Annotated in this window: 15 protein-coding genes; 8 read left to right on the top strand and 7 right to left on the bottom strand. The window is 60.6% G+C overall.

Going from position 1 to position 16,987, the window contains the following annotated elements; all coding sequences use genetic code 11:
- Window positions 1-15: 15 nt before the first annotated feature.
- From HFP54_RS07840 to HFP54_RS07830, 3 genes are all read right to left on the bottom strand, one after another.
- The gene (locus HFP54_RS07840) at window positions 16-618 is read right to left on the bottom strand and encodes a GntR family transcriptional regulator (protein ID WP_146410158.1); all 603 of its coding nucleotides are present in this window, start codon (window positions 616-618) and stop codon (window positions 16-18) included.
- 684 nt (window positions 619-1,302) lie between these two features.
- Window positions 1,303-1,749 carry a universal stress protein gene (locus HFP54_RS07835; protein WP_168564648.1) on the bottom strand — a complete coding sequence of 149 codons (447 nt, stop codon included), beginning with the start codon at window positions 1,747-1,749 and terminating at the stop codon, window positions 1,303-1,305.
- 84 nt (window positions 1,750-1,833) lie between these two features.
- Window positions 1,834-3,156, bottom strand: a complete 1,323-nt coding sequence (locus HFP54_RS07830) for a BBP7 family outer membrane beta-barrel protein (RefSeq protein WP_146410160.1) — start codon at window positions 3,154-3,156, stop codon at window positions 1,834-1,836.
- 273 nt (window positions 3,157-3,429) lie between these two features.
- On the opposite strand from HFP54_RS07830, the gene HFP54_RS07825 reads away from it, so the two are divergent.
- Window positions 3,430-3,798, top strand: a complete 369-nt coding sequence (locus tag HFP54_RS07825; protein WP_146410161.1) for a heavy-metal-associated domain-containing protein — start codon at window positions 3,430-3,432, stop codon at window positions 3,796-3,798.
- A 4-nt stretch (window positions 3,799-3,802) separates the two neighbouring features.
- Window positions 3,803-4,660: a sirohydrochlorin chelatase gene (locus HFP54_RS07820; RefSeq protein ID WP_235951342.1), complete on the top strand. Its 858-nt coding sequence runs from the start codon at window positions 3,803-3,805 to the stop codon at window positions 4,658-4,660.
- An 85-nt stretch (window positions 4,661-4,745) separates the two neighbouring features.
- On the opposite strand, the gene HFP54_RS07815 is transcribed toward HFP54_RS07820, so the two are convergent.
- Window positions 4,746-7,502 carry a hypothetical protein gene (locus HFP54_RS07815; RefSeq protein ID WP_168564647.1) on the bottom strand — a complete coding sequence of 919 codons (2,757 nt, stop codon included), beginning with the start codon at window positions 7,500-7,502 and terminating at the stop codon, window positions 4,746-4,748.
- 36 nt (window positions 7,503-7,538) lie between these two features.
- On the opposite strand from HFP54_RS07815, the gene argH reads away from it, so the two are divergent.
- The gene (gene argH, locus HFP54_RS07810) at window positions 7,539-8,930 is read left to right on the top strand and encodes an argininosuccinate lyase (RefSeq protein WP_168564646.1); all 1,392 of its coding nucleotides are present in this window, start codon (window positions 7,539-7,541) and stop codon (window positions 8,928-8,930) included.
- Between the two features lie 54 nt (window positions 8,931-8,984).
- Here the strand turns inward: argH and HFP54_RS07805 are convergent, their stop codons facing one another.
- Complete coding sequence (locus tag HFP54_RS07805; RefSeq protein WP_168564645.1) at window positions 8,985-10,382, bottom strand: PQQ-binding-like beta-propeller repeat protein; 1,398 nt, start codon at window positions 10,380-10,382, stop codon at window positions 8,985-8,987.
- On the opposite strand from HFP54_RS07805, the gene HFP54_RS25180 reads away from it, so the two are divergent.
- The 3 genes from HFP54_RS25180 to HFP54_RS07795 are packed head-to-tail and all read left to right on the top strand — an operon-like array spanning window position 10,381 to window position 12,252.
- A complete protein-coding gene (locus HFP54_RS25180; RefSeq protein ID WP_206036042.1) occupies window positions 10,381-10,524 on the top strand; it encodes a hypothetical protein in 144 nt (47 codons plus the stop codon). The genes HFP54_RS07805 and HFP54_RS25180 overlap by 2 nt on opposite strands.
- Window positions 10,521-11,033, top strand: a complete 513-nt coding sequence (locus HFP54_RS07800; protein ID WP_168564644.1) for a SixA phosphatase family protein — start codon at window positions 10,521-10,523, stop codon at window positions 11,031-11,033. The genes HFP54_RS25180 and HFP54_RS07800 overlap by 4 nt, the downstream gene beginning before the upstream one ends.
- Before the next feature lie 7 nt (window positions 11,034-11,040).
- Window positions 11,041-12,252 (top strand): metallophosphoesterase, encoded by a 1,212-nt coding sequence (locus HFP54_RS07795; RefSeq protein WP_168564643.1) that lies wholly within the window; start codon window positions 11,041-11,043, stop codon window positions 12,250-12,252.
- Between the two features lie 25 nt (window positions 12,253-12,277).
- On the opposite strand, the gene HFP54_RS07790 is transcribed toward HFP54_RS07795, so the two are convergent.
- Window positions 12,278-13,933, bottom strand: a complete 1,656-nt coding sequence (locus HFP54_RS07790; protein ID WP_168564757.1) for a serine/threonine-protein kinase — start codon at window positions 13,931-13,933, stop codon at window positions 12,278-12,280.
- Between the two features lie 107 nt (window positions 13,934-14,040).
- Window positions 14,041-14,706, bottom strand: a complete 666-nt coding sequence (locus HFP54_RS07785) for a sigma-70 family RNA polymerase sigma factor (protein WP_168564642.1) — start codon at window positions 14,704-14,706, stop codon at window positions 14,041-14,043.
- Between the two features lie 281 nt (window positions 14,707-14,987).
- Here HFP54_RS07785 and HFP54_RS07780 point away from each other — a divergent pair, with 281 nt between their 5' ends.
- Both HFP54_RS07780 and HFP54_RS07775 read left to right on the top strand, forming a co-directional pair.
- A complete protein-coding gene (locus tag HFP54_RS07780; protein ID WP_145304208.1) occupies window positions 14,988-15,290 on the top strand; it encodes a hypothetical protein in 303 nt (100 codons plus the stop codon).
- A 46-nt stretch (window positions 15,291-15,336) separates the two neighbouring features.
- Window positions 15,337-16,929 carry a DUF4332 domain-containing protein gene (locus tag HFP54_RS07775; protein ID WP_168564641.1) on the top strand — a complete coding sequence of 531 codons (1,593 nt, stop codon included), beginning with the start codon at window positions 15,337-15,339 and terminating at the stop codon, window positions 16,927-16,929.
- Window positions 16,930-16,987: the final 58 nt, after the last annotated feature.

Below are 16,987 nucleotides of genomic sequence, written 5' to 3'. Positions count from 1 at the left end.
GTGCCGCCAAAGGTATCAACGGATGTTGGCTTTGATGGCCGTGATTGCCGCCGCTTTCTTGCGATCCTGAAGTGCATCGAAAATCACGACGTGTTCGTGAAAGACTTTCATGTAGTCCGTCAGACGCGTGTAGGTCAGCAACATGCGCGAGCACAGGTGACGCCAAGCGGGCAAAAGGTCTTCGCCACCGCAGGCGGTCAAAAAGGCTTCATGGAACTGGATATCGCGACGCGCGATGCGGGCAACGTCACCCTGTTCACAGGCCGACTGCAAGTGATCCAAAGCGTCTTTGATCTTTGCGATCTGGGCGTCGGTTAAGTCGCCCAGGCCCTTTTGAATCACATGCGTTTCCAATTGCTTGCGAAGCGACGTGATCAATTCGCGGTCCTCGGGATCCGGCGGGTGCCGAACGGTGACGCCGCGGTTGGCCTGGTAAGTCAAAAAACCTTCGTTGGACAATTGCAGAAAGGCATCGCGAATCGGACCGCGGCTGACGCCGAAGCGTTCGGCCAGATCGGTTTCACGAAGCGTGGTGCCGGCGGGGAACTGGCCCGTGACCAATTGATCGCGAATTTCGTTGGTGACTTGTTCGCGGATGGTGCGTGGAAGCGAGCCCATGATGAAAGCCTCAGCAATGAGTGGCGACAACGGCCAGGTTGTCAACAGTTAACAATATGAAGGGTCCCTCGCGCGTCGTCAAGCGTTTGACGGGGGACGAAGAGTCGCAGGGTGAAGATGCGGTGCGGAAGCAGGGGCGTTGCAGCACGTCACCATGAGGGCCGGTGGGGCGTGGCGGGAGCCGGTGGGGCAGTGGCGAGCGGTGTGTCGGCCAAACACGCGGCCATTATGACGGATTCGTCGGCCGGCAGGTATGACGTGGGGGCACCACATGGCACTGAAAAGTTGAGGCTCGGAGGAGGCAAATCGCAGCTTCCGCCGGCTTTGCCATGGGAACGTCGCGTCGCCGGGGGGCTTTCGCAGCATCTTCGCGGACCGCAGCATCGCCCCGCCAAGATCGGCTTGCCCAAAGCGGCACCGAAATCGCGCGATGTGCGGAATCCAGATTGTCTACGATCGGCACCCACCAATTCTCGACAATTCCCCGCCCAGTTCGGGGCAATCGAAGTGTCTGGGCGATCGGAAGCGGCGAACTGCCTCAGACGCGGCAAAAGAATCCAGCCGACCGGTCCGCGAAAACCGCCACCCTTTGTGAAGATCGGTGGTGGTCGATCCGCAATTGTGTTGCCCGTCGGATCAGCCCTGGGCCCTGCAACGCGATCAGGCTTGGGCCCTGCCGCCCGATCAGGCTTGGCCGACTTTGACCGACGTGACCGGGCATTTGGCGCCGGCGATGACGTGGCTGGTCACGCTACCCAACAAGACGGTGGAAACCATCGACCGTCCGACGTTACCGATCACGATCATGTCGATGTCGCGTTCTTCGGCGTACTTGACGATTTCGTGGCTGGCCGTGCCCAGACGTACCGAAAGTTGGACGTCAAACGTTTCGCGTTCCTGTGCGGTCAGGTGCTCGATGAACCGCATCGCCATCTTGTCTTCGTGCTCGTCCCGAAACTTTTGGCCCGTGCATTCTTGGATCAAGATCGGGTCATCGTCGACATACAGCAGGTGCAACCGTGCATCGCAGGCGGACGCCAACCGCTTGGCAAAATTCAGCGCGGACACCGAGCATTCGCTGAAGTCCATGGGGACCAGAATTTCACGGATCGGTGAGAAGGATTCAGACATGGCAGTCACCATCAAAGCAGAAGAATCGCGACGAATCGAGTCGCACGGATCGTCCCGCCACGCCTGGTTCCGCCGTTGTCGAAATTAGAACCGAATTTCGCCACCGATGCTTAGCCCGTGTGCGAAATAGTCCGTCTCGTTGAAGTAGAACTGGGGCCGCAGCGAACCTGTCAGTGGTACGGTTTCTTCGGGGATCAAGTTCGGATTCACGTCGGTATCGATGTGGTCACCGGCGCGAACGACATTCGGGAAATACAACACGGTGTATCCCAGGGTGGCATCCAACCAATCGGTCACTCGGAACCCCAGCGTGAATCCCAGTTCGGGGATCATGACGAATTCATCGCGGCTGTGCGTGCCGATGTTGCTGCGCTGGGCCAGCAAGCCGCCGGTGAAGCTTTCGGTGACCCCGAATTCCGTCAAATCACTGGTTCCCGAAATTTGCACCGTTTGTTCGTTGCGGCCCACCGAGACACGCATCAGTGTTTCACCCCAAACGTTGCGGTAATGGACACGCCGGACGAATCCCAATTGGATCCCATCAAACTTGTTGCTGGATTCGAACGATTCGTTCAGCGCGATGGTTCCCGGCGTTGCGGTGACCAGGGAATTCAGATTTTCTTCAAAGCGAATCGCATCATTCAGCTTCAAGCATCGATAACCGACGATCCAGTCCATTCGATCGCTGGGGCCGCAAGCGCACAAACCGTCGCACCGGGGACAGATTCCGCCACGGGCGCTGAGCGAAAACGAACGCAGCTTGCTGTGGGTGGCGATTCGCAGTTGCCCTTCGACCAGATTGGGAAAGGCGATCAGTTGGGCGGTTTCGCGGTCATTGGTGGTGTCAAAGAACGGGCGGGCCAGGATGGTCGTTCCGCTGGCGGACCGCGCGAATCCGTCGCCTTGTTCGGCCAAGTCAAAGTATTCCCACTGGATTCCCAGGTTGGCCGCGGGCGTCCACCACATGCCGCCACGCAAACGAAAGCCGCCTTGGGTGTCGTCGTTGATCTTGCGTCCGCCGAACAGAACGGTCGTGTTGGGAAAGCCCAGAATGCCGGCTTCGTTTTGCGGCGTCCCGGTGCTGCTGGTGGTCGCCAGGGCGGGGGTGTGCATGCCTTCGGGACGCCAATACAGGTATTCCGCGCTGAACCACAGCCGATCGGAAAAACGCCCGGTCAGGTCGTTGGCCATGGGGACCAACATTCCGTCGGTGATCCCGTCGGGAAAGGCGCCCATCGGTGAGGCGATGTAGTCGGTCGGGACGACCATCGCATAGGGGTCCAGCTGGGCCGTCGTCGTAAAAGCACTCGGCGAATACGCCGGCGCGACCGGGCCGTACCCGTTCTGGGCCACCAGAATCGAAGTCAGGCAGCACCAAATCAGACATGCGGCGGCGGGGCTTCGCATCGGATTGCGGGCTCGGCAAAGGGGCAAATTCGGAAAAATTGCGGCAAACGCGTGTTTCCGCTCAAGTTCAATCTCGGTTCTGCCGAGGAATCGCCGATTCGGGCCGTTCAGGTCAAGAGTGATGCGATTTCGACACCCAAAACCTTGCCTTGCAGGGGAAAAATGGTCATCGTGGAAGAAGGATCGCGGTGGTGTTTTGAAGCCCACGATTTTTTGCATGACCTTGCTGTTTAACGATCCTTGTTATCTTCCCCAGCTTATCCGGAGTTTTTTATGCGTCCTGTTCTGTACGCTGTCGCCGCCGTCGCCGCCCTGGGCATCATGATCGCGGTCGCCAACATGCCGCCGCAGCAAGAGGCCACCGAGTCGGCCATGGAAGCCAAGCCGGCCGTGATGACCGATTCGGGCACCCTGACCGTGGCCGTCCCCGGCATGCACTGTGAATTCAATTGCTATCCCAAAGTCAAAAAGGCTTTGGAGTCCGTCGACGGTGTGAAGACGGTCGAACTGGATGCACAGAAGGAAGAAGGCATCTTGGACAACCGTCAGGTCGTCGTCAGCTATGAACCCGGTTTCGATGTCACCGCGGCGATCAGCCGATTGGACGAATCCGGTTACAAGGATTCGTCGGTGGTCCAGTAACGTCTTGCTGCTGAAACCTTTGGATAAGCTTTCCGACGCCGATGAATCGGCCGGTCTGTTGCTGATCGGCCACGGCACCCGCGACCGGCGGGGCACCGAGGAATTTTTTCGGCTAGCCGAATTGGTGCGTCAACGGATGGCACCCCGGCCGGTGGCCGAGGCTTTGCTGGAATTTCAGACGCCGACCATTTCAGATGCATGGCAGTGCCTGGTCGATCAAGGTGTCGGGCACGTGCGCGTCGCACCGCTGTTGTTGTTCGCCGCCGGGCACGCCAAGCAAGACATTCCCGAAGCGGTTGCGGCGGCCGCGTTGCAGACCCCAGGTGTCATCTGGGACCAGTGCGGACCGATCAGTCGTCAGGCGGACCTGATCCGCTGGGTCGCGCACCGCATCGCACAGTGTGGTATTCCCGCAGCCCGGATCGGCCGGGACCGAACGGTTTCCGGTACCAATGCCATTGGCATGGAAGACACGCCGATTTCGGAAACTGCGGTGATCATGGTCGGGCGTGGCAGCCATGACCCTTGTGCCCAAGCGGACATGCGGGTGTTGACCGAGGTCGTCGCACGACGCTTTCCGGACGTGACCTTTGATACCGCTTTCTACGCGATGGCACAGCCACGACTGCCCGAGGTGATTGATCGCGTCGTTTCGATGCGGCGTCCCCGTCGGATCATTGTCCAGCCACACCTGTTGTTCATGGGGCGGTTGTACGAAGCCATCCAAGACCAAGTCGATCAGGCAAACGTACGTCATCGCGACGTGACGTTCGTCGTGGGCGACTATCTGGGACCCGTCCAAGCGGTGGCCGATGCGCTGGCGGATCGCGCGGGCTTGGGTCGGCGCGTTGCGGCGTCGTGAACCTGTCGATTTCGATCATTGATTGAGGGGATCAACCGGCCGTTGGGCGACCGTTGGCTGATTCGCCGGTGGTGGTTGTCGCCGGTTATTGTCGGGCCACATCCACGACCGCGTCGACGACCACGCGATCGTCGTACTGAGTCAACTTCGCGTCGGCGCCACGGAACCACTGCATGATGGGGGCGACGTAGTCGTCGGGCATCGTGTCGGCGGCTGTTCGGTTGCCCCAACGAGTGCTGACCCACTGGTGATGCGTGGGGGAATGTTCATACCGGCCGCCCAGCGGGCACTGTAGTGGACCACCCAAGATCAATTCGGCGGACGGTGACGCTTGCTCCGGTGCAACGCGTAGTTGTCGTGAGAGGAGGTTCAGGAAATTGGCGCCGCTTTGGCTGCCGACTGCGGCCCGTTGATAAAGCTGGTCGTTGACCCAGTGTTTCAACAAGCTTTCGCTAAGATCGCCGATGTGGGCGCGGACTTGGGCGCGATCGTCCACTTCGATCGCTCCCATGTGTGGCAAACTGGCTTGTAACAAATCGGGATAGAAGCTGAGGACGCTGAATCCACCGCCGGTGTAGCGATACACGCCGCCGATCAATCGACTCATTCCGGGGCTGACCGGGACGCCGCGTCCCAGACCCAAGGGCAGGCGATCGAGCGCGCCCGGTTGCGGCCACGCACCCAGGTAAGCCGGCAGCGATTTCAAAGCCCGGTACGTTGCGATCAGCCCATCAAAATCGTCGGGTTGCGGCGGGATCGAATCCTTGATGCCGACGAACAGATGCGTGGGCGGCCCCAGCAATTCGCTGGCCACGTGAGCTTGCACGGCGACGATGTCATCGGGAGCGAAATCCATCGCGACGTTGGTGGGCGGCCCGAGCTGTTGGGCGATGGTGCCGTATTTCTCAGGGCTCCAAGGTGCGATTTCGACGTGCGCGGTCAAGCGTTCGTTACCCGATCCGTCCTCCAGTTGGGTCCGCTGGATGCCGGCCATGATCGGATCAAGTTGTCGGAAGCGTGTCGAATAGTCATCGGCGATCCGTTCATACCAGCGGGCTTCTTCCCCGGTGACCTTGTCGACCGATGCGTCCGCGATCGGCAGAAAGTAACCACGGGCGCCTCGTTTGGTGTCCATGATGTCGTCGCCGATTTCAAAGACGCTGCTGCCGTCGGCCCGCTTGGAAAAACCCGCCGGCAAGTACCCGGCGTCGGTCAACTGGGCAATCGATCGCGCGGGGCTGCCTTCGGCGGCCGCGGCAAGGCGAGCGACGTGCACCAATGCGATGTCCGATTCGGCATGCATGCGGCGTCGCAGTTCGATCATGTTGTCCGGCGCGACCAGGCCCTGCAGCATCGCTGGGGAGAAATAGGCAAAGATCGTGTCGTTACGTGTCAGTGGCATCAATTGGCGGGCGAAGCGGAAAGACGGTGTCTGTGCCAAGGAATCACCCGACTTGCCGACTTCGACAAACCGCCGGGCCAACGTTTCGCTGTTGGTGACGAAGATGTACCCGTCGTATTCGACCATGAAGGACCGGATTTGATTGTCCGCGCTGCGCAGCAGGGTCGCTTTCTGACCGGCGATGTCGACGTCGGTCAGCGTGACCGCGTCGTCCGAAGCGGCCAGTGATGTGCGGTCTTGGTTGATGGATGTTCGCAGCAAAAACGTGTTGATCGGTTCGAACAGCACACCCATCGTCGCGCCGTCACCCAGGAACAGATCGCGGCCGACCAGGGCTTGGTCCTTGATGACCGTCGGCCCCAACATCCGTGACAGTTCGTTCGTCTGCAGGTGCAGCTGCTTTTCCAGTTGCAGCGATCCCAGTTGCTGGATCCCCGACAGCGTGATCATGCGGGATAGGTCGCCGCCGTATTCTTCCGACAGATCGCGGAACCACAGATAGTTCGCGAAAGATCCATAGCGAATGTAGAAACATTCCGGCGGGACACGATCCGCGATCGGTTCGGTGGGCACATCGTCGGTGCCCGGTGGCACGTCGGGTGGCAACCATGCCGGCGGCGCGGGCAGGGTCTGGTCCATACCGCCGGTGGTGTCCCGTATTCCTGCGGCGGCTTCGCGATATATCCGCTGCGCCACATCGGTGGCACCGCCGATCAATTTCAACGTATCGGTCAACGCTGCTTCGGAATCGTCTTCGGCCAAGTACCAATCGGGAAGCGGCAGATTCAATCGGCCGGCCAGCATGGCCACCAGATAGTCTTCCACGTAAGTCGGATAGTCGGCCGATTCAATTTGTCGCTTGGCCGCGTCGGTGTAGACCGACCACCATTGGTTCAGCATCGCCGCGTGCGTCGCCGGGTCCGGGGTCGGCACGATGTCATAGGTTCCGATCGAGCCACGCGAATCGGCCAGCGTGATCACCAGAGGGCCATCGCCTTTGAACAAGAACGTCACGCGGCGGGCGACGGTTTGTTGCAGCGGTTCTTCATCGCTGGCGATTTCACGAATCAGGTTTCCCAGCCGTCCCAACAAGCGGCCGCGCCCCTGTGGCGGCAGGGGGCGATCGGACGGCCGCACGGCGGTGTCGACTCGGGTGTCTTCGGCGATCGGGTAGAACACCCGACCGGATGCTTCGTCGACGCTCAGCGGCGGCAACGGTTCGCCGACGACCGGGACCGGCAACGGGATTTCGACGGTGGCCACGCCGAACGGGGACCCTGGGATGGCCGTGGCCAGGATATCGACCGCGACGGCGGTCGGGGCGGATGCCACCAGCATCCAAGCCGTGCAGGTCACAGAAAACAGAATCGATGGCAAACGCATCGCGTGGTCTTTGGGTGTGGGGGCGTCGCGGTCATACTGCTTGGTCGCAGTCCACATTATTCATCCGGCCGAACCTTGGGAACAGTCAATCCAGTGGCAAGTCCATCGCGCAGCGGCGTGTTCGCCGCCGACACCGATCAACGTCTCGAAGCTTATGCGGAAAGCATCAGTTTCGATTCGCGTCTTTACCGTCACGACATCCGCGGCAGCATCGCGCATGCCGAAATGCTGTCGACCGTCGGGCTGATCAGCTCCCAGGAATTTCAGCAAATCCGGGATGCGTTGACGGAGATTGGTGCGGAGATCGAAGCCGGCAAGATGCCGTTTCGTTTCGAACTGGAAGACATCCACATGCACATCGAACAGGCGTTGATCGAGCGTCTGGGCGATGTCGGACGCAAGCTGCACACCGCCCGCAGTCGCAATGACCAGGTCAGCACCGACACCCGTCTGTGGGTTCGCGACGCACTGGATCGCGTGGACGCCTTGCTGGCCGATTTACAGCGTGCGTTTCTGTCGCGGTGCGAAGCCGATTTCGACTGTATCTTGCCCGCCTACACCCACCTGCAGCGTGCCCAACCGGTTTTGGCGCCGCATTATTGGTTGGCTTATGTCGAAAAGTTTGCGCGTGATCGCGAGCGTGTCGCCGATTGTCGTCGACGGGTGAACCAGTGCAGCCTGGGCGTCGCCGCGGTGGCCGGCACCACGTTACCGATCGATCGTGATCAAACCGCCGCGGCATTGGGGTTTGATTCGCCGACGGCCAACAGTTTGGACACCAGCAGTGATCGTGATTTCTTGATCGAATCCGCGTTCGTGCTGTCAACCATCGCGTTGCACCTGAGCGGATGGGCGGAGGAATGGATTTTGTGGAGCACCGTTGAATTTGATTTCATCCGTTTGCCCCAAGCGTTCTGCACCGGCAGCAGCATCATGCCGCAAAAGATCAATCCCGACACCCTGGAATTGACCCGTGGCAAGTCCGCCCGGGTGATGGGCAATCTGCAAACGTTGATGCTGTTGGTCAAAAATCTGCCGTTGGCGTACAACCGCGATTTGCAGGAAGACAAGCCACCGTTGTTCGATTCATTTGACACGGTCGAAGCGATGTTGGAATTGGCCGCGCCGATGGTCCGCGAAAGCGAACTGAATCGGGAAAAGATCGCCGACCGATTGGAAAAGGGGTATCTGGACGCGACGACGTTGATGGAATGGATGATCCGTCGTGGCATGCCACAACGGACCGCCCATCATTTGGTCGGTGCCATCGTCGGCGAAGCGATGTCGCGCGACGTTCCGTTGGCCGACCTGCCGATCGAAGTATTCCAGTCGCATGCACCGGAGATTGATGACAGCGTCTATGACGTCCTGGGCAGCCGCAATGCGGTCGACGCGTTTTGCAGTTATGGCAGCACGGCGCCCGACCAGGTGCGGGCCCAGGTCGAGCGTTGGCAAACGGCGATCGCAACGGCGGACGAAGCCTGAGCGGTTCGTCCCGCGCGGCTCTTGCGATCGCCACGGTGGTGACTTCGCAAGGTCCTATTTCGACAAATCAAACGCGGCGATTTCTTTGTCGTTGCGGATGTAGGCCGTTCGGTTGGCATAGGCCGGATGCGTCCAGACGACATCGTTGCCGAACGCTTCGCCGGTGGCATCGACCGCATGAAAGCGGCCGTGTTCGTGGAAGCCGGTTTCATCCAGTGTGGCGATCATCAGGTCGCCGGTCTGGCCGAACACGAGGTACCGATCGGACTGGCCCAATCGAGTGACGAACGCGGTGCCGTGTTTGACGCCCACTTTCTTTTGCCGTTCGGTGGCGTCCGGCGCGGTGGGCCGGAACGATTGCCAGATACGACTGCCGTCTTTGGCATCGACGGCGATCAGTGATCCTTGATGGCAATCGCTGCCGTACAGGATTCCGTCGACGAACATGGGCGTCGCGTTGCTGGAATACAACGCTTCGTCTCGTTCGCCTCGCCACAGTTCTTCGGCCGCCGGTTGGTCACTGCTTAAACGCAGCATGACGGATTCGCTGCCGATCCCGCTGGCGTACATCAGATCGCCGTCGACCATCGGACGTGCGATCGACATTTCGTACATGGGGGCCAAGTCGACGGTCCAAAACACTTCGCCGTTGGTGGGGTTCAGAGATGTGATCCCGTTGGGATGAAACGCAATCAACTGACGCGTTCCGCCGGCCTCGATCAAGGTGGGCGGACAGTAACCCGCGTTGGTGTCCAAGGCCTTCCAGCGAACGTCGCCCGTGTTTTTGTCAAACGCAACGATGCCTTGGCCGTCGCCGCCGACCATCGTGTACAGCAGGTCGCCGATGATCAGCGGGTGCGATGCGAAGCCCCAGATCGGGACTTCGGCACCGAAATCTTTCTTGAAACTGCGTGCCCAAACCAAGTCGCCGTTGGCGACGTTCAGGCAATGCAGGTCGCCTTCGCTGCCCAAGATATAGACGTGGTCACCGTCCACGGTCGGCGTGCATCGTGGGCCGGCGGGATAGCTGATGCTGTAGGGGCAGTCGTATTGGTGTTTCCACAATTCTTCGCCGGTTTCGGCGTCCAAGGCGATCAAGCGTTCGACACCCTGCAAATTGGCGCGGCTGTTGGGGCTGTTGACCGCTTCGCCGGCAGATCGCTGGTAATCGAAGACGAACACACGCCCGTCGGCCACGGCAGGTCCGGCATAGCCGCCGGCGATCGGATGACGCCACTTGGCTTTCAGGCCGCCGGGCGGGATCGCGTCGATGATCCCTGATTCGCTATAAACACCGTCACGGCCGGCACCCATCCAACCGGGCCAATCGTCGGCTCGGGCCTCGGTGGTCACAGCGGCGATCATCAGAAAAAGGCCCAGCGGCAATCCGGCAATACGGACCGCGGGCGACAACAGATGGGATCGATTGGCGATAGGAATTACGGATTTCATGTTTGACTGGAAGGACGGAAAAGGAATGGACAGTGGCCAAACCGGAACGAAACCGCTGCGAAAGGATGCCAGCGCGGTCTGCTACGGTCGCCCGGGCAGTATAGGGATGTCCGATGCCGGAACCGACCGGTCGGTCGCGTGAAGAACGGATCCGAAATGGACATTCCGCGACTGTTGTTGATGCGTCATGCCAAGAGCGACTGGTCCGATGCGGGGCTGGACGATCATAAAAGGCCGTTGAATCGTCGAGGCCGCCATGATGCACCTCGGATGGCAGATTGGGTCGGACAGTTGGGCGATTTGCCGGACCGGATTCTGTGCAGCACCGCGACTCGGGCTCGGCAAACCGTCGACGCCTTGGTCGACCGGTGGGACCCGTCGGTCGACGTGATCCACACGGATGAACTGTATTTGGCGTCACCGGCGGGCATTTTGGGCGTCATCGCCGATTCGGCCGGCGACGCGGAAACGCTGATGGTGGTGGGGCACAACCCCGGCATGGCAACGTTGGCGTCCCTGCTGGCGGGACGACCGCTGGAGATGCCGACCGCCGCGATCGCGGTCTATTCCCGATCCGCGTCGACGTGGGACCAGATCCGCGACGGCGGTGACGTTCGGTGCATTGGCTGGATGAAGCCGAAAGCGTTGTGAAATTTCGATGAATCCGATGGCTTGTTGGGTGTTGTCTGCCGCGGCGTTGCTGGGGCACTTCGGGTTGCACTTGGCGCTCTACAACCGCTTGAATTCGTTGGGTTGGCCACGCCGCCGGATCAAACGCACCGAAAAGGTGTTGTTCGTCGAAATGTGGCTGACGCTGTTGGCCGTACTGGTTTTCTTTCCCGATGTCGTCCGCCGAATGTTTGCCGGAACGATGGTCTGGTCAGATCTGTCGTGGCCGTTGGCGGTTTACGGCGGTGTGTGCTTGGCGGCTTGGTTGGTGTTCGGGTTGCCTTGGCTGTTGTGGCGACCGATCTTCCGATGGGAATGGGCCGATGCGCCACGGCGGGTGGAAGTCGTCGATGTGGCCAAAACGTTGGGCCGACCCTTGCCGCGTTCGTTGAAATGTCGCTGGCAATCTCGGTTGCCGATGAATCAGATTTTCGATCTGGCGGTGGAAGAAGTCTTGCTGCCCGTTCCTGGGTTGCCGAAGGAATTGGACGGCTATCGAATCGCCCATCTCAGCGACATCCATTTGACCGGCGACGTCGCGCCAGATTACGTCCGGTACGCGGTTGATCGGGCCAGCCAGTGGATGCCCGACATGATGGCTCTGTCCGGCGACATCATCGACAAGCAACCGTGCATCGATTGGCTGTTTGATATCTTCTCCGGTGCAAGGGCCAGTGACGGATGCTATTTCGTGTTGGGCAATCACGACACACGGGTGGTCGATTCGTGGCAGACTCGCGAAGCGATGGACCGCGCCGGATGGACGGATTTGGGCAGCCGTGTCTTGCCGACGGAAGTACGCGGTGTATCGATCGAGTTGATCGGCAACGAGCATCCCTGGTTTGCCCGGCCGGTGATCCCTCCGCCCCCAAGAAAACGTCCAGACGATGCCCAACAAACGCACGCATCGGAACGTCCGTTTCGGCTGGCGATCAGCCACAGCCCGGACCAGGTCTTTTGGGCCCAGCGTCACGGTATTGAACTGGTGCTGGCCGGTCACACGCACGGCGGGCAGGGCAGGTTGCCCCTGGTCGGGCCACTGCTGAGTCCCAGTTTTCACGGCAGCCGATTCGCATCGGGCGATTTCTGGAAGCCGCCGACCACGATGCATGTGTCCCGTGGGCTGGGCGGCGTGCATCTGTTGCGCGTGAACTGCCGCCCCGAGTTGTCACTGTTGGTGTTGAAGTCGGACGGACCATGACCGCGACACAGTGTTTGCGACGACATCAGTGTTTGCGACGACGCCAGTATTTCAGCCCGGGAAAGAAAAAGCATCCGGCCGAAACGACGCCGAAGATCAGATGTGACCAATTCGGCCATGCCGCCATTGCCACCGAAGCGATCAACAACGCGACCGCTTGGCAATAGAACGCGCCGGTCAGCATGCCCGCTTTGATGATGAAGACCATTGCGCTGATCACGCCCAACATCGGCGACAGGGTCAACACGGGTAGCTTCAGCCACCATTCCAGAGGAAACAACAATCCGATCGCGATCATGCTGGATCCCCAGACATGGGCGATCTGGCGTTCGATGAACGTCACCGGTCCCATGCGTTGCCGCATTTTCCAGAACACCGCGGCCCAGGCACCCAAGCCGACGACCCAAACCCCGACGTAGGAGAAACGATCGGCAACCCCGACGTATTCCATCCACCAGGTCAGCGTGCAGGCGACCATCAGCACCAGTGAGTGCCACATCCACAACAGGCCCCAGTTTTCCAAAACGGCGGCGTGGTGGGTTTCGCGGAACAGTCGGGCCAGCACTTGTGAAAAGCGACCGCTGCTGGCGTTGACATGTTCGTCGGCCAAGAAGGCTTCCAAGTCGTCGGCCAATGCGTCGGCGGATTCGTATCGCAAATCCATCGGCTTTTGCAGACAACGGATGACGATCATTTCCAGATCGCGATTGACCCGCGGTCTTAGCGCCCGGGGCGGCAGCGGGTCTTGTTCGATGACTTGCATGACCAGGTCCATCGGCGAATCGGCGACGAACGGGGCGCGACCGGTCAGCGCGTAATACAACACGCAACCCAGGCTGTAGATGTCGCTGGCAGGGCCGACGCTGGATGTCCGCCCGCCCGCCTGTTCGGGTGACATGTAGGCGGGGGTTCCCAGCAGCATGCCGCTGCGTGTCAGGTCGACCTTTGCGCCGGTCTGTTTGGCCAGACCAAAGTCGGTGATCATGGCGTTGCCGTCGTTTCCCAGCAAAACGTTGCTGGGTTTCACGTCGCGATGCAGCACGCCTTGGCGGTGAGCATAGGCGACCGCGCGAGCCACATCAGCGACGATTCGCGCCGCTTCACGTTGCGGCATCGGACCCGATTTGATTCGCTGGGCCAGTGTTTTGCCGGCGACGAACTTCATACTGAAAAACGGGCGACCCTCGATGTCGCCGACTTCATAGACCGGAACGATGCCCGGGTGGTCCAAACGCGCCGTCGCAGAGGCTTCGGCCAAGAAACGTTGAAGATCCGCATCGCTGGCCAGCCGGCCACGCAGGATCATCTTCACGGCGACTTCGCGTTCCAGGCTGATTTGTCGCGCGCGAAAGACGACGCCCATGCCGCCACGGCCGATTTCTTCGATTAGCTCGTAATCGCCGACGGTGGTGGGCAACTGTAACGATCGCCATCGCGAAACGCCGCCGCCCGCATCGCTGTCGGACCCATCCACCGCGGCCGGGTTTTGATCATGCGCCGCACCGGCGGTGTCGGTGATCAGCACCGCGCCCCATAGATGCCGCAGTTCGTCGGCGATGTCGGAGTTTTCGCGACAGGCTTGGTCGAAATCAACGATTTCCCCGCGGCACACCTGATCGGTCAGCCGGCCCAGGACATCGGCCAAACGTTGTTCCTGGGTTTCGCTGCGCGGTCGGTTCAGGTCTTCGGTCGCAACCGGGGCGACGGGCGATGGATGCTGACCGGACGATGACGCGGTGCCAGCGTTGTCGGGCCGATCCTGGGCGGCGTCCCGGTCGGCTTGGCGATTCACGTGTCAGCCTGGTTCAGGTCTTCGGTCGCCTGGTCGTCTTGCAACAACTGTCGCAGACGCCGGACCGCCCGCAGGTAGCGCATGCTGGCCGCCGGCGGGTTCAATTTCAAGACTTCGGCGATTTCCAGATTCGACAAGTGTTCGTAGTGACGCATCAGGATCACTTCGCGGTCGTTTTCATCCAGCCGGTGGATCGCTTTTTCCACCAATTCGGCGATCTCACGCTGCGTCGCGATCGCCGCCGGTGTCATCTTGGGGTCGCAAAGCTGGACCGCCAGGTCCATCGACGATTCGTCGCCGCCGGTCGGACCGACGGCCAACGGCTGTTCGCGGTCCATGTTGCGTTTGGCGCTGACGCGGTGCCGCCGATAGGTGTCGATAATGTGATCCCAGGCGATCTGGCGTAACCACAAATGGAACGCCATCGACGGGTCGGTCAAATAGTTTTCCAGCCGTCCAGACGCCTCCACCAAGACTTCTTGGACCACGTCGCTGACGTCGACACGTCGCTGGACTTTGCGGTCCAGCCGCAGTTCGATCAGCCGCCGAATCGGCTTGCGGTGGCGGTCAAGCAGCTGATTGACCGCGCGCGAATCGCCCTCGCGTGCTGCGTCCAACAGCACGTCGGTTTTGTCATCGCTGGGCCAAATCGATTTTGCCATCAAAGGTTCTCCTACTGACAGCATAGCCCCTTGCAAATTGCAGACCCACCAGCGAGGTGATCGCCGACGCGGTGGTGACGATATTTCATCCGTTTTCGTCGACTTCGGGCAATGGCCGGCGCTGTCCACGGCCGCCGGTCTGGTCGGGCGGATCCCCACGAGAAAATTCGGATCCGCCGGGCGGAAATCCGTCTTGCCTTTGCCGTGCGGCAAATGGCACAACCGCTTTACCGCTGTTGTCCCACCGAACTGCCTTCGCTTGACACAAAAGGATGCCTGTTATGGCGATCGGTCCACTACAAAACCTGAACGGATTGAACTGTGGTGATTTGTACTCCGTGTACGCCGCGATCGCGCGAGCCGATCACGGGCATCGTTTGATCGCGATGTTCGGTGATGAAAAACCGCCGCGAGGGCACTGGCCGCTGCGATTGCTGTCGGTCGATGCGTTCACCCGGCGTTGGGATTCGGCGGATTCGGTTCCCGGCGGCCGTGACGCGTTCGTCCGCGGTTTGTCGCGTCGTGCGGCGGTCTATGGGATCGACGTCAACGCGGTGATCGCCCGCAAGCGTACCGCTGCATAGTTTCACGCCGCCGGCAAAGGCCGGGTTTGAAAAGTCGGGTCTTTCGATGAGCCTTCTGTTGACGATTTTGCGCGCCGCCCATTGCCGCAGCACGCACCACTTCTTCGCCCTGGATGCGCTGCCGCTGGTACAGACGGCTGCTGGCAAGCGGTTGGCCGGTTGGTTGCTGAAGCATCACGGTCGCTATTTGACCGGCGCGAAAGATCCCGACACACGGTTTCGCGACTTTCAAAACCATGTGGTTCACGTCGAAGACGGTTATTGGGGCGGCGCACCGCGTGTGGCACACCAGTGGTACGACCGCATGTTCCGATATGTCAGGGATGGGCGTTATTCCGACGCGGCCCATGCCGCCGGGGTGATCAGCCACTACTTCACCGACCCGATCCAGCCGTTGCACACCGCGCAAACCGCACGTGAAAAAGTGCTGCATCGTCCGATCGAATGGTCGATCACGCTTTCCTACGAAGACATCTATCGACGCTGGCTGCGTGACGAATCACGCGTCGTTTTTCAGCTTTCCGAAGGCCCCCAGTGGCTGGGCGAAGCGATCTTGCACGCGGCCAAGTTTGCACATCGTCGCTACAACACGCTGGTTGATTCTTATCGTCTGGATTTGGGTGCCAAGGATCCGCCGGCCGGTCTGGATGATCCGACCCGGGACGTGCTGGCGGATTTGTTCGGAATTGCCATCACCGGTTGGGCCCGAGCCCTGGAGCGAATGGCGCTGGAAACCGAATTGGCACTGGGGCAACCGATCCCGAAGGCCAACCTGTCGCTTTCGGCCGTGATGGCGGCAATTCAAACACCCGCCAAGTGGTGGATCAAACGCATCGCCGATCGCGACGAACAGGATGCGGTGTCGGCGCTGATCAGTGAATTCACACGCACCGGGCAAGTCCTGGAAAACCTGCCCGCCGAAATCGATATCGTCGACCGGGTGATGCGGATCCGCCGCGACGAACAGATCTGGAAACAACGTCGAATCGCACAGGCGGAATCGAAACAGACGGCTGTCGCGATCGACGAAACGATCACCACCGAATCCGCCAAGTCATCGGCCGGGCAATCCGCCGCCGCGCCGTCGACCATCCCGTTCCCCGCCAATCGTTCGGAAGCAAACGACACCACACGCACCGCCGATTCCGATCAAACCGTTGCCGCCGAACAGGCCGGTCGGCAACCGCGTGAAGCTTCGGAGAATTCCACGCCCAGCTTGCACGCCGGCGACGACCTGGTCGATGCGCCGTCGATCGGTCCGAAAACCGCTCATCGCTTCGCCGAAATCGGCGTCCAAACGGTGGCCCAGTTTCTTGCCAAGTCACCGGAGGAACTGGCTGGTCGCTTGGCAACGCGGTGGATGACTGCCGACACGATCCGAACCTGGCAACACCAGGCGTCGCTGATGTGCGAGATGCCAAAGATGCTGGCTCGTGAAATCCAGCTGTTGGTCGGTGCAGGCTATGTCACGATGCGGGATATCGCCGGTGCGGACGCGTCCGAATTGCATCGGGAAATCGAAGCCTTTGCCGCCACCAGTGCCGGCCGACGCTACTTGCGTGGTGGTTCACCGCCGTCGATTCAGCGGGTGACCCAGTGGACACAGCTTCCACAGAAACCGCGTCGACGCGCCGCATAAACGCCCGACCGGCGTTGTGAACCGCTCGGCACATCGTCGGTTTACAAGGTAGGGTTTG

This window comes from Crateriforma spongiae (assembly GCF_012290005.1).
Classification (GTDB): domain Bacteria; phylum Planctomycetota; class Planctomycetia; order Pirellulales; family Pirellulaceae; genus Crateriforma; species Crateriforma spongiae.
This window is presented reverse-complemented; position numbering and strand designations above follow the sequence as displayed.

What these genes read in the sequence shown, in the direction of transcription:
- HFP54_RS07840 (WP_146410158.1), bottom strand. Translation starts at nt 618, where the DNA reads ATGGGCTCGCTTCCACGCACCATCCGCGAACAAGTCACCAACGAAATT.
- HFP54_RS07835 (WP_168564648.1), bottom strand. Translation starts at nt 1,749, where the DNA reads ATGTCTGAATCCTTCTCACCGATCCGTGAAATTCTGGTCCCCATGGAC.
- HFP54_RS07830 (WP_146410160.1), bottom strand. Translation starts at nt 3,156, where the DNA reads ATGCGAAGCCCCGCCGCCGCATGTCTGATTTGGTGCTGCCTGACTTCG.
- HFP54_RS07825 (WP_146410161.1), top strand. Translation starts at nt 3,430, where the DNA reads ATGCGTCCTGTTCTGTACGCTGTCGCCGCCGTCGCCGCCCTGGGCATC.
- HFP54_RS07815 (WP_168564647.1), bottom strand. Translation starts at nt 7,502, where the DNA reads ATGTGGACTGCGACCAAGCAGTATGACCGCGACGCCCCCACACCCAAA.
- HFP54_RS25180 (WP_206036042.1), top strand. Translation starts at nt 10,381, where the DNA reads ATGTTTGACTGGAAGGACGGAAAAGGAATGGACAGTGGCCAAACCGGA.
- HFP54_RS07805 (WP_168564645.1), bottom strand. Translation starts at nt 10,382, where the DNA reads ATGAAATCCGTAATTCCTATCGCCAATCGATCCCATCTGTTGTCGCCC.
- HFP54_RS07795 (WP_168564643.1), top strand. Translation starts at nt 11,041, where the DNA reads ATGAATCCGATGGCTTGTTGGGTGTTGTCTGCCGCGGCGTTGCTGGGG.
- HFP54_RS07785 (WP_168564642.1), bottom strand. Translation starts at nt 14,706, where the DNA reads ATGGCAAAATCGATTTGGCCCAGCGATGACAAAACCGACGTGCTGTTG.
- HFP54_RS07780 (WP_145304208.1), top strand. Translation starts at nt 14,988, where the DNA reads ATGGCGATCGGTCCACTACAAAACCTGAACGGATTGAACTGTGGTGAT.
- HFP54_RS07775 (WP_168564641.1), top strand. Translation starts at nt 15,337, where the DNA reads ATGAGCCTTCTGTTGACGATTTTGCGCGCCGCCCATTGCCGCAGCACG.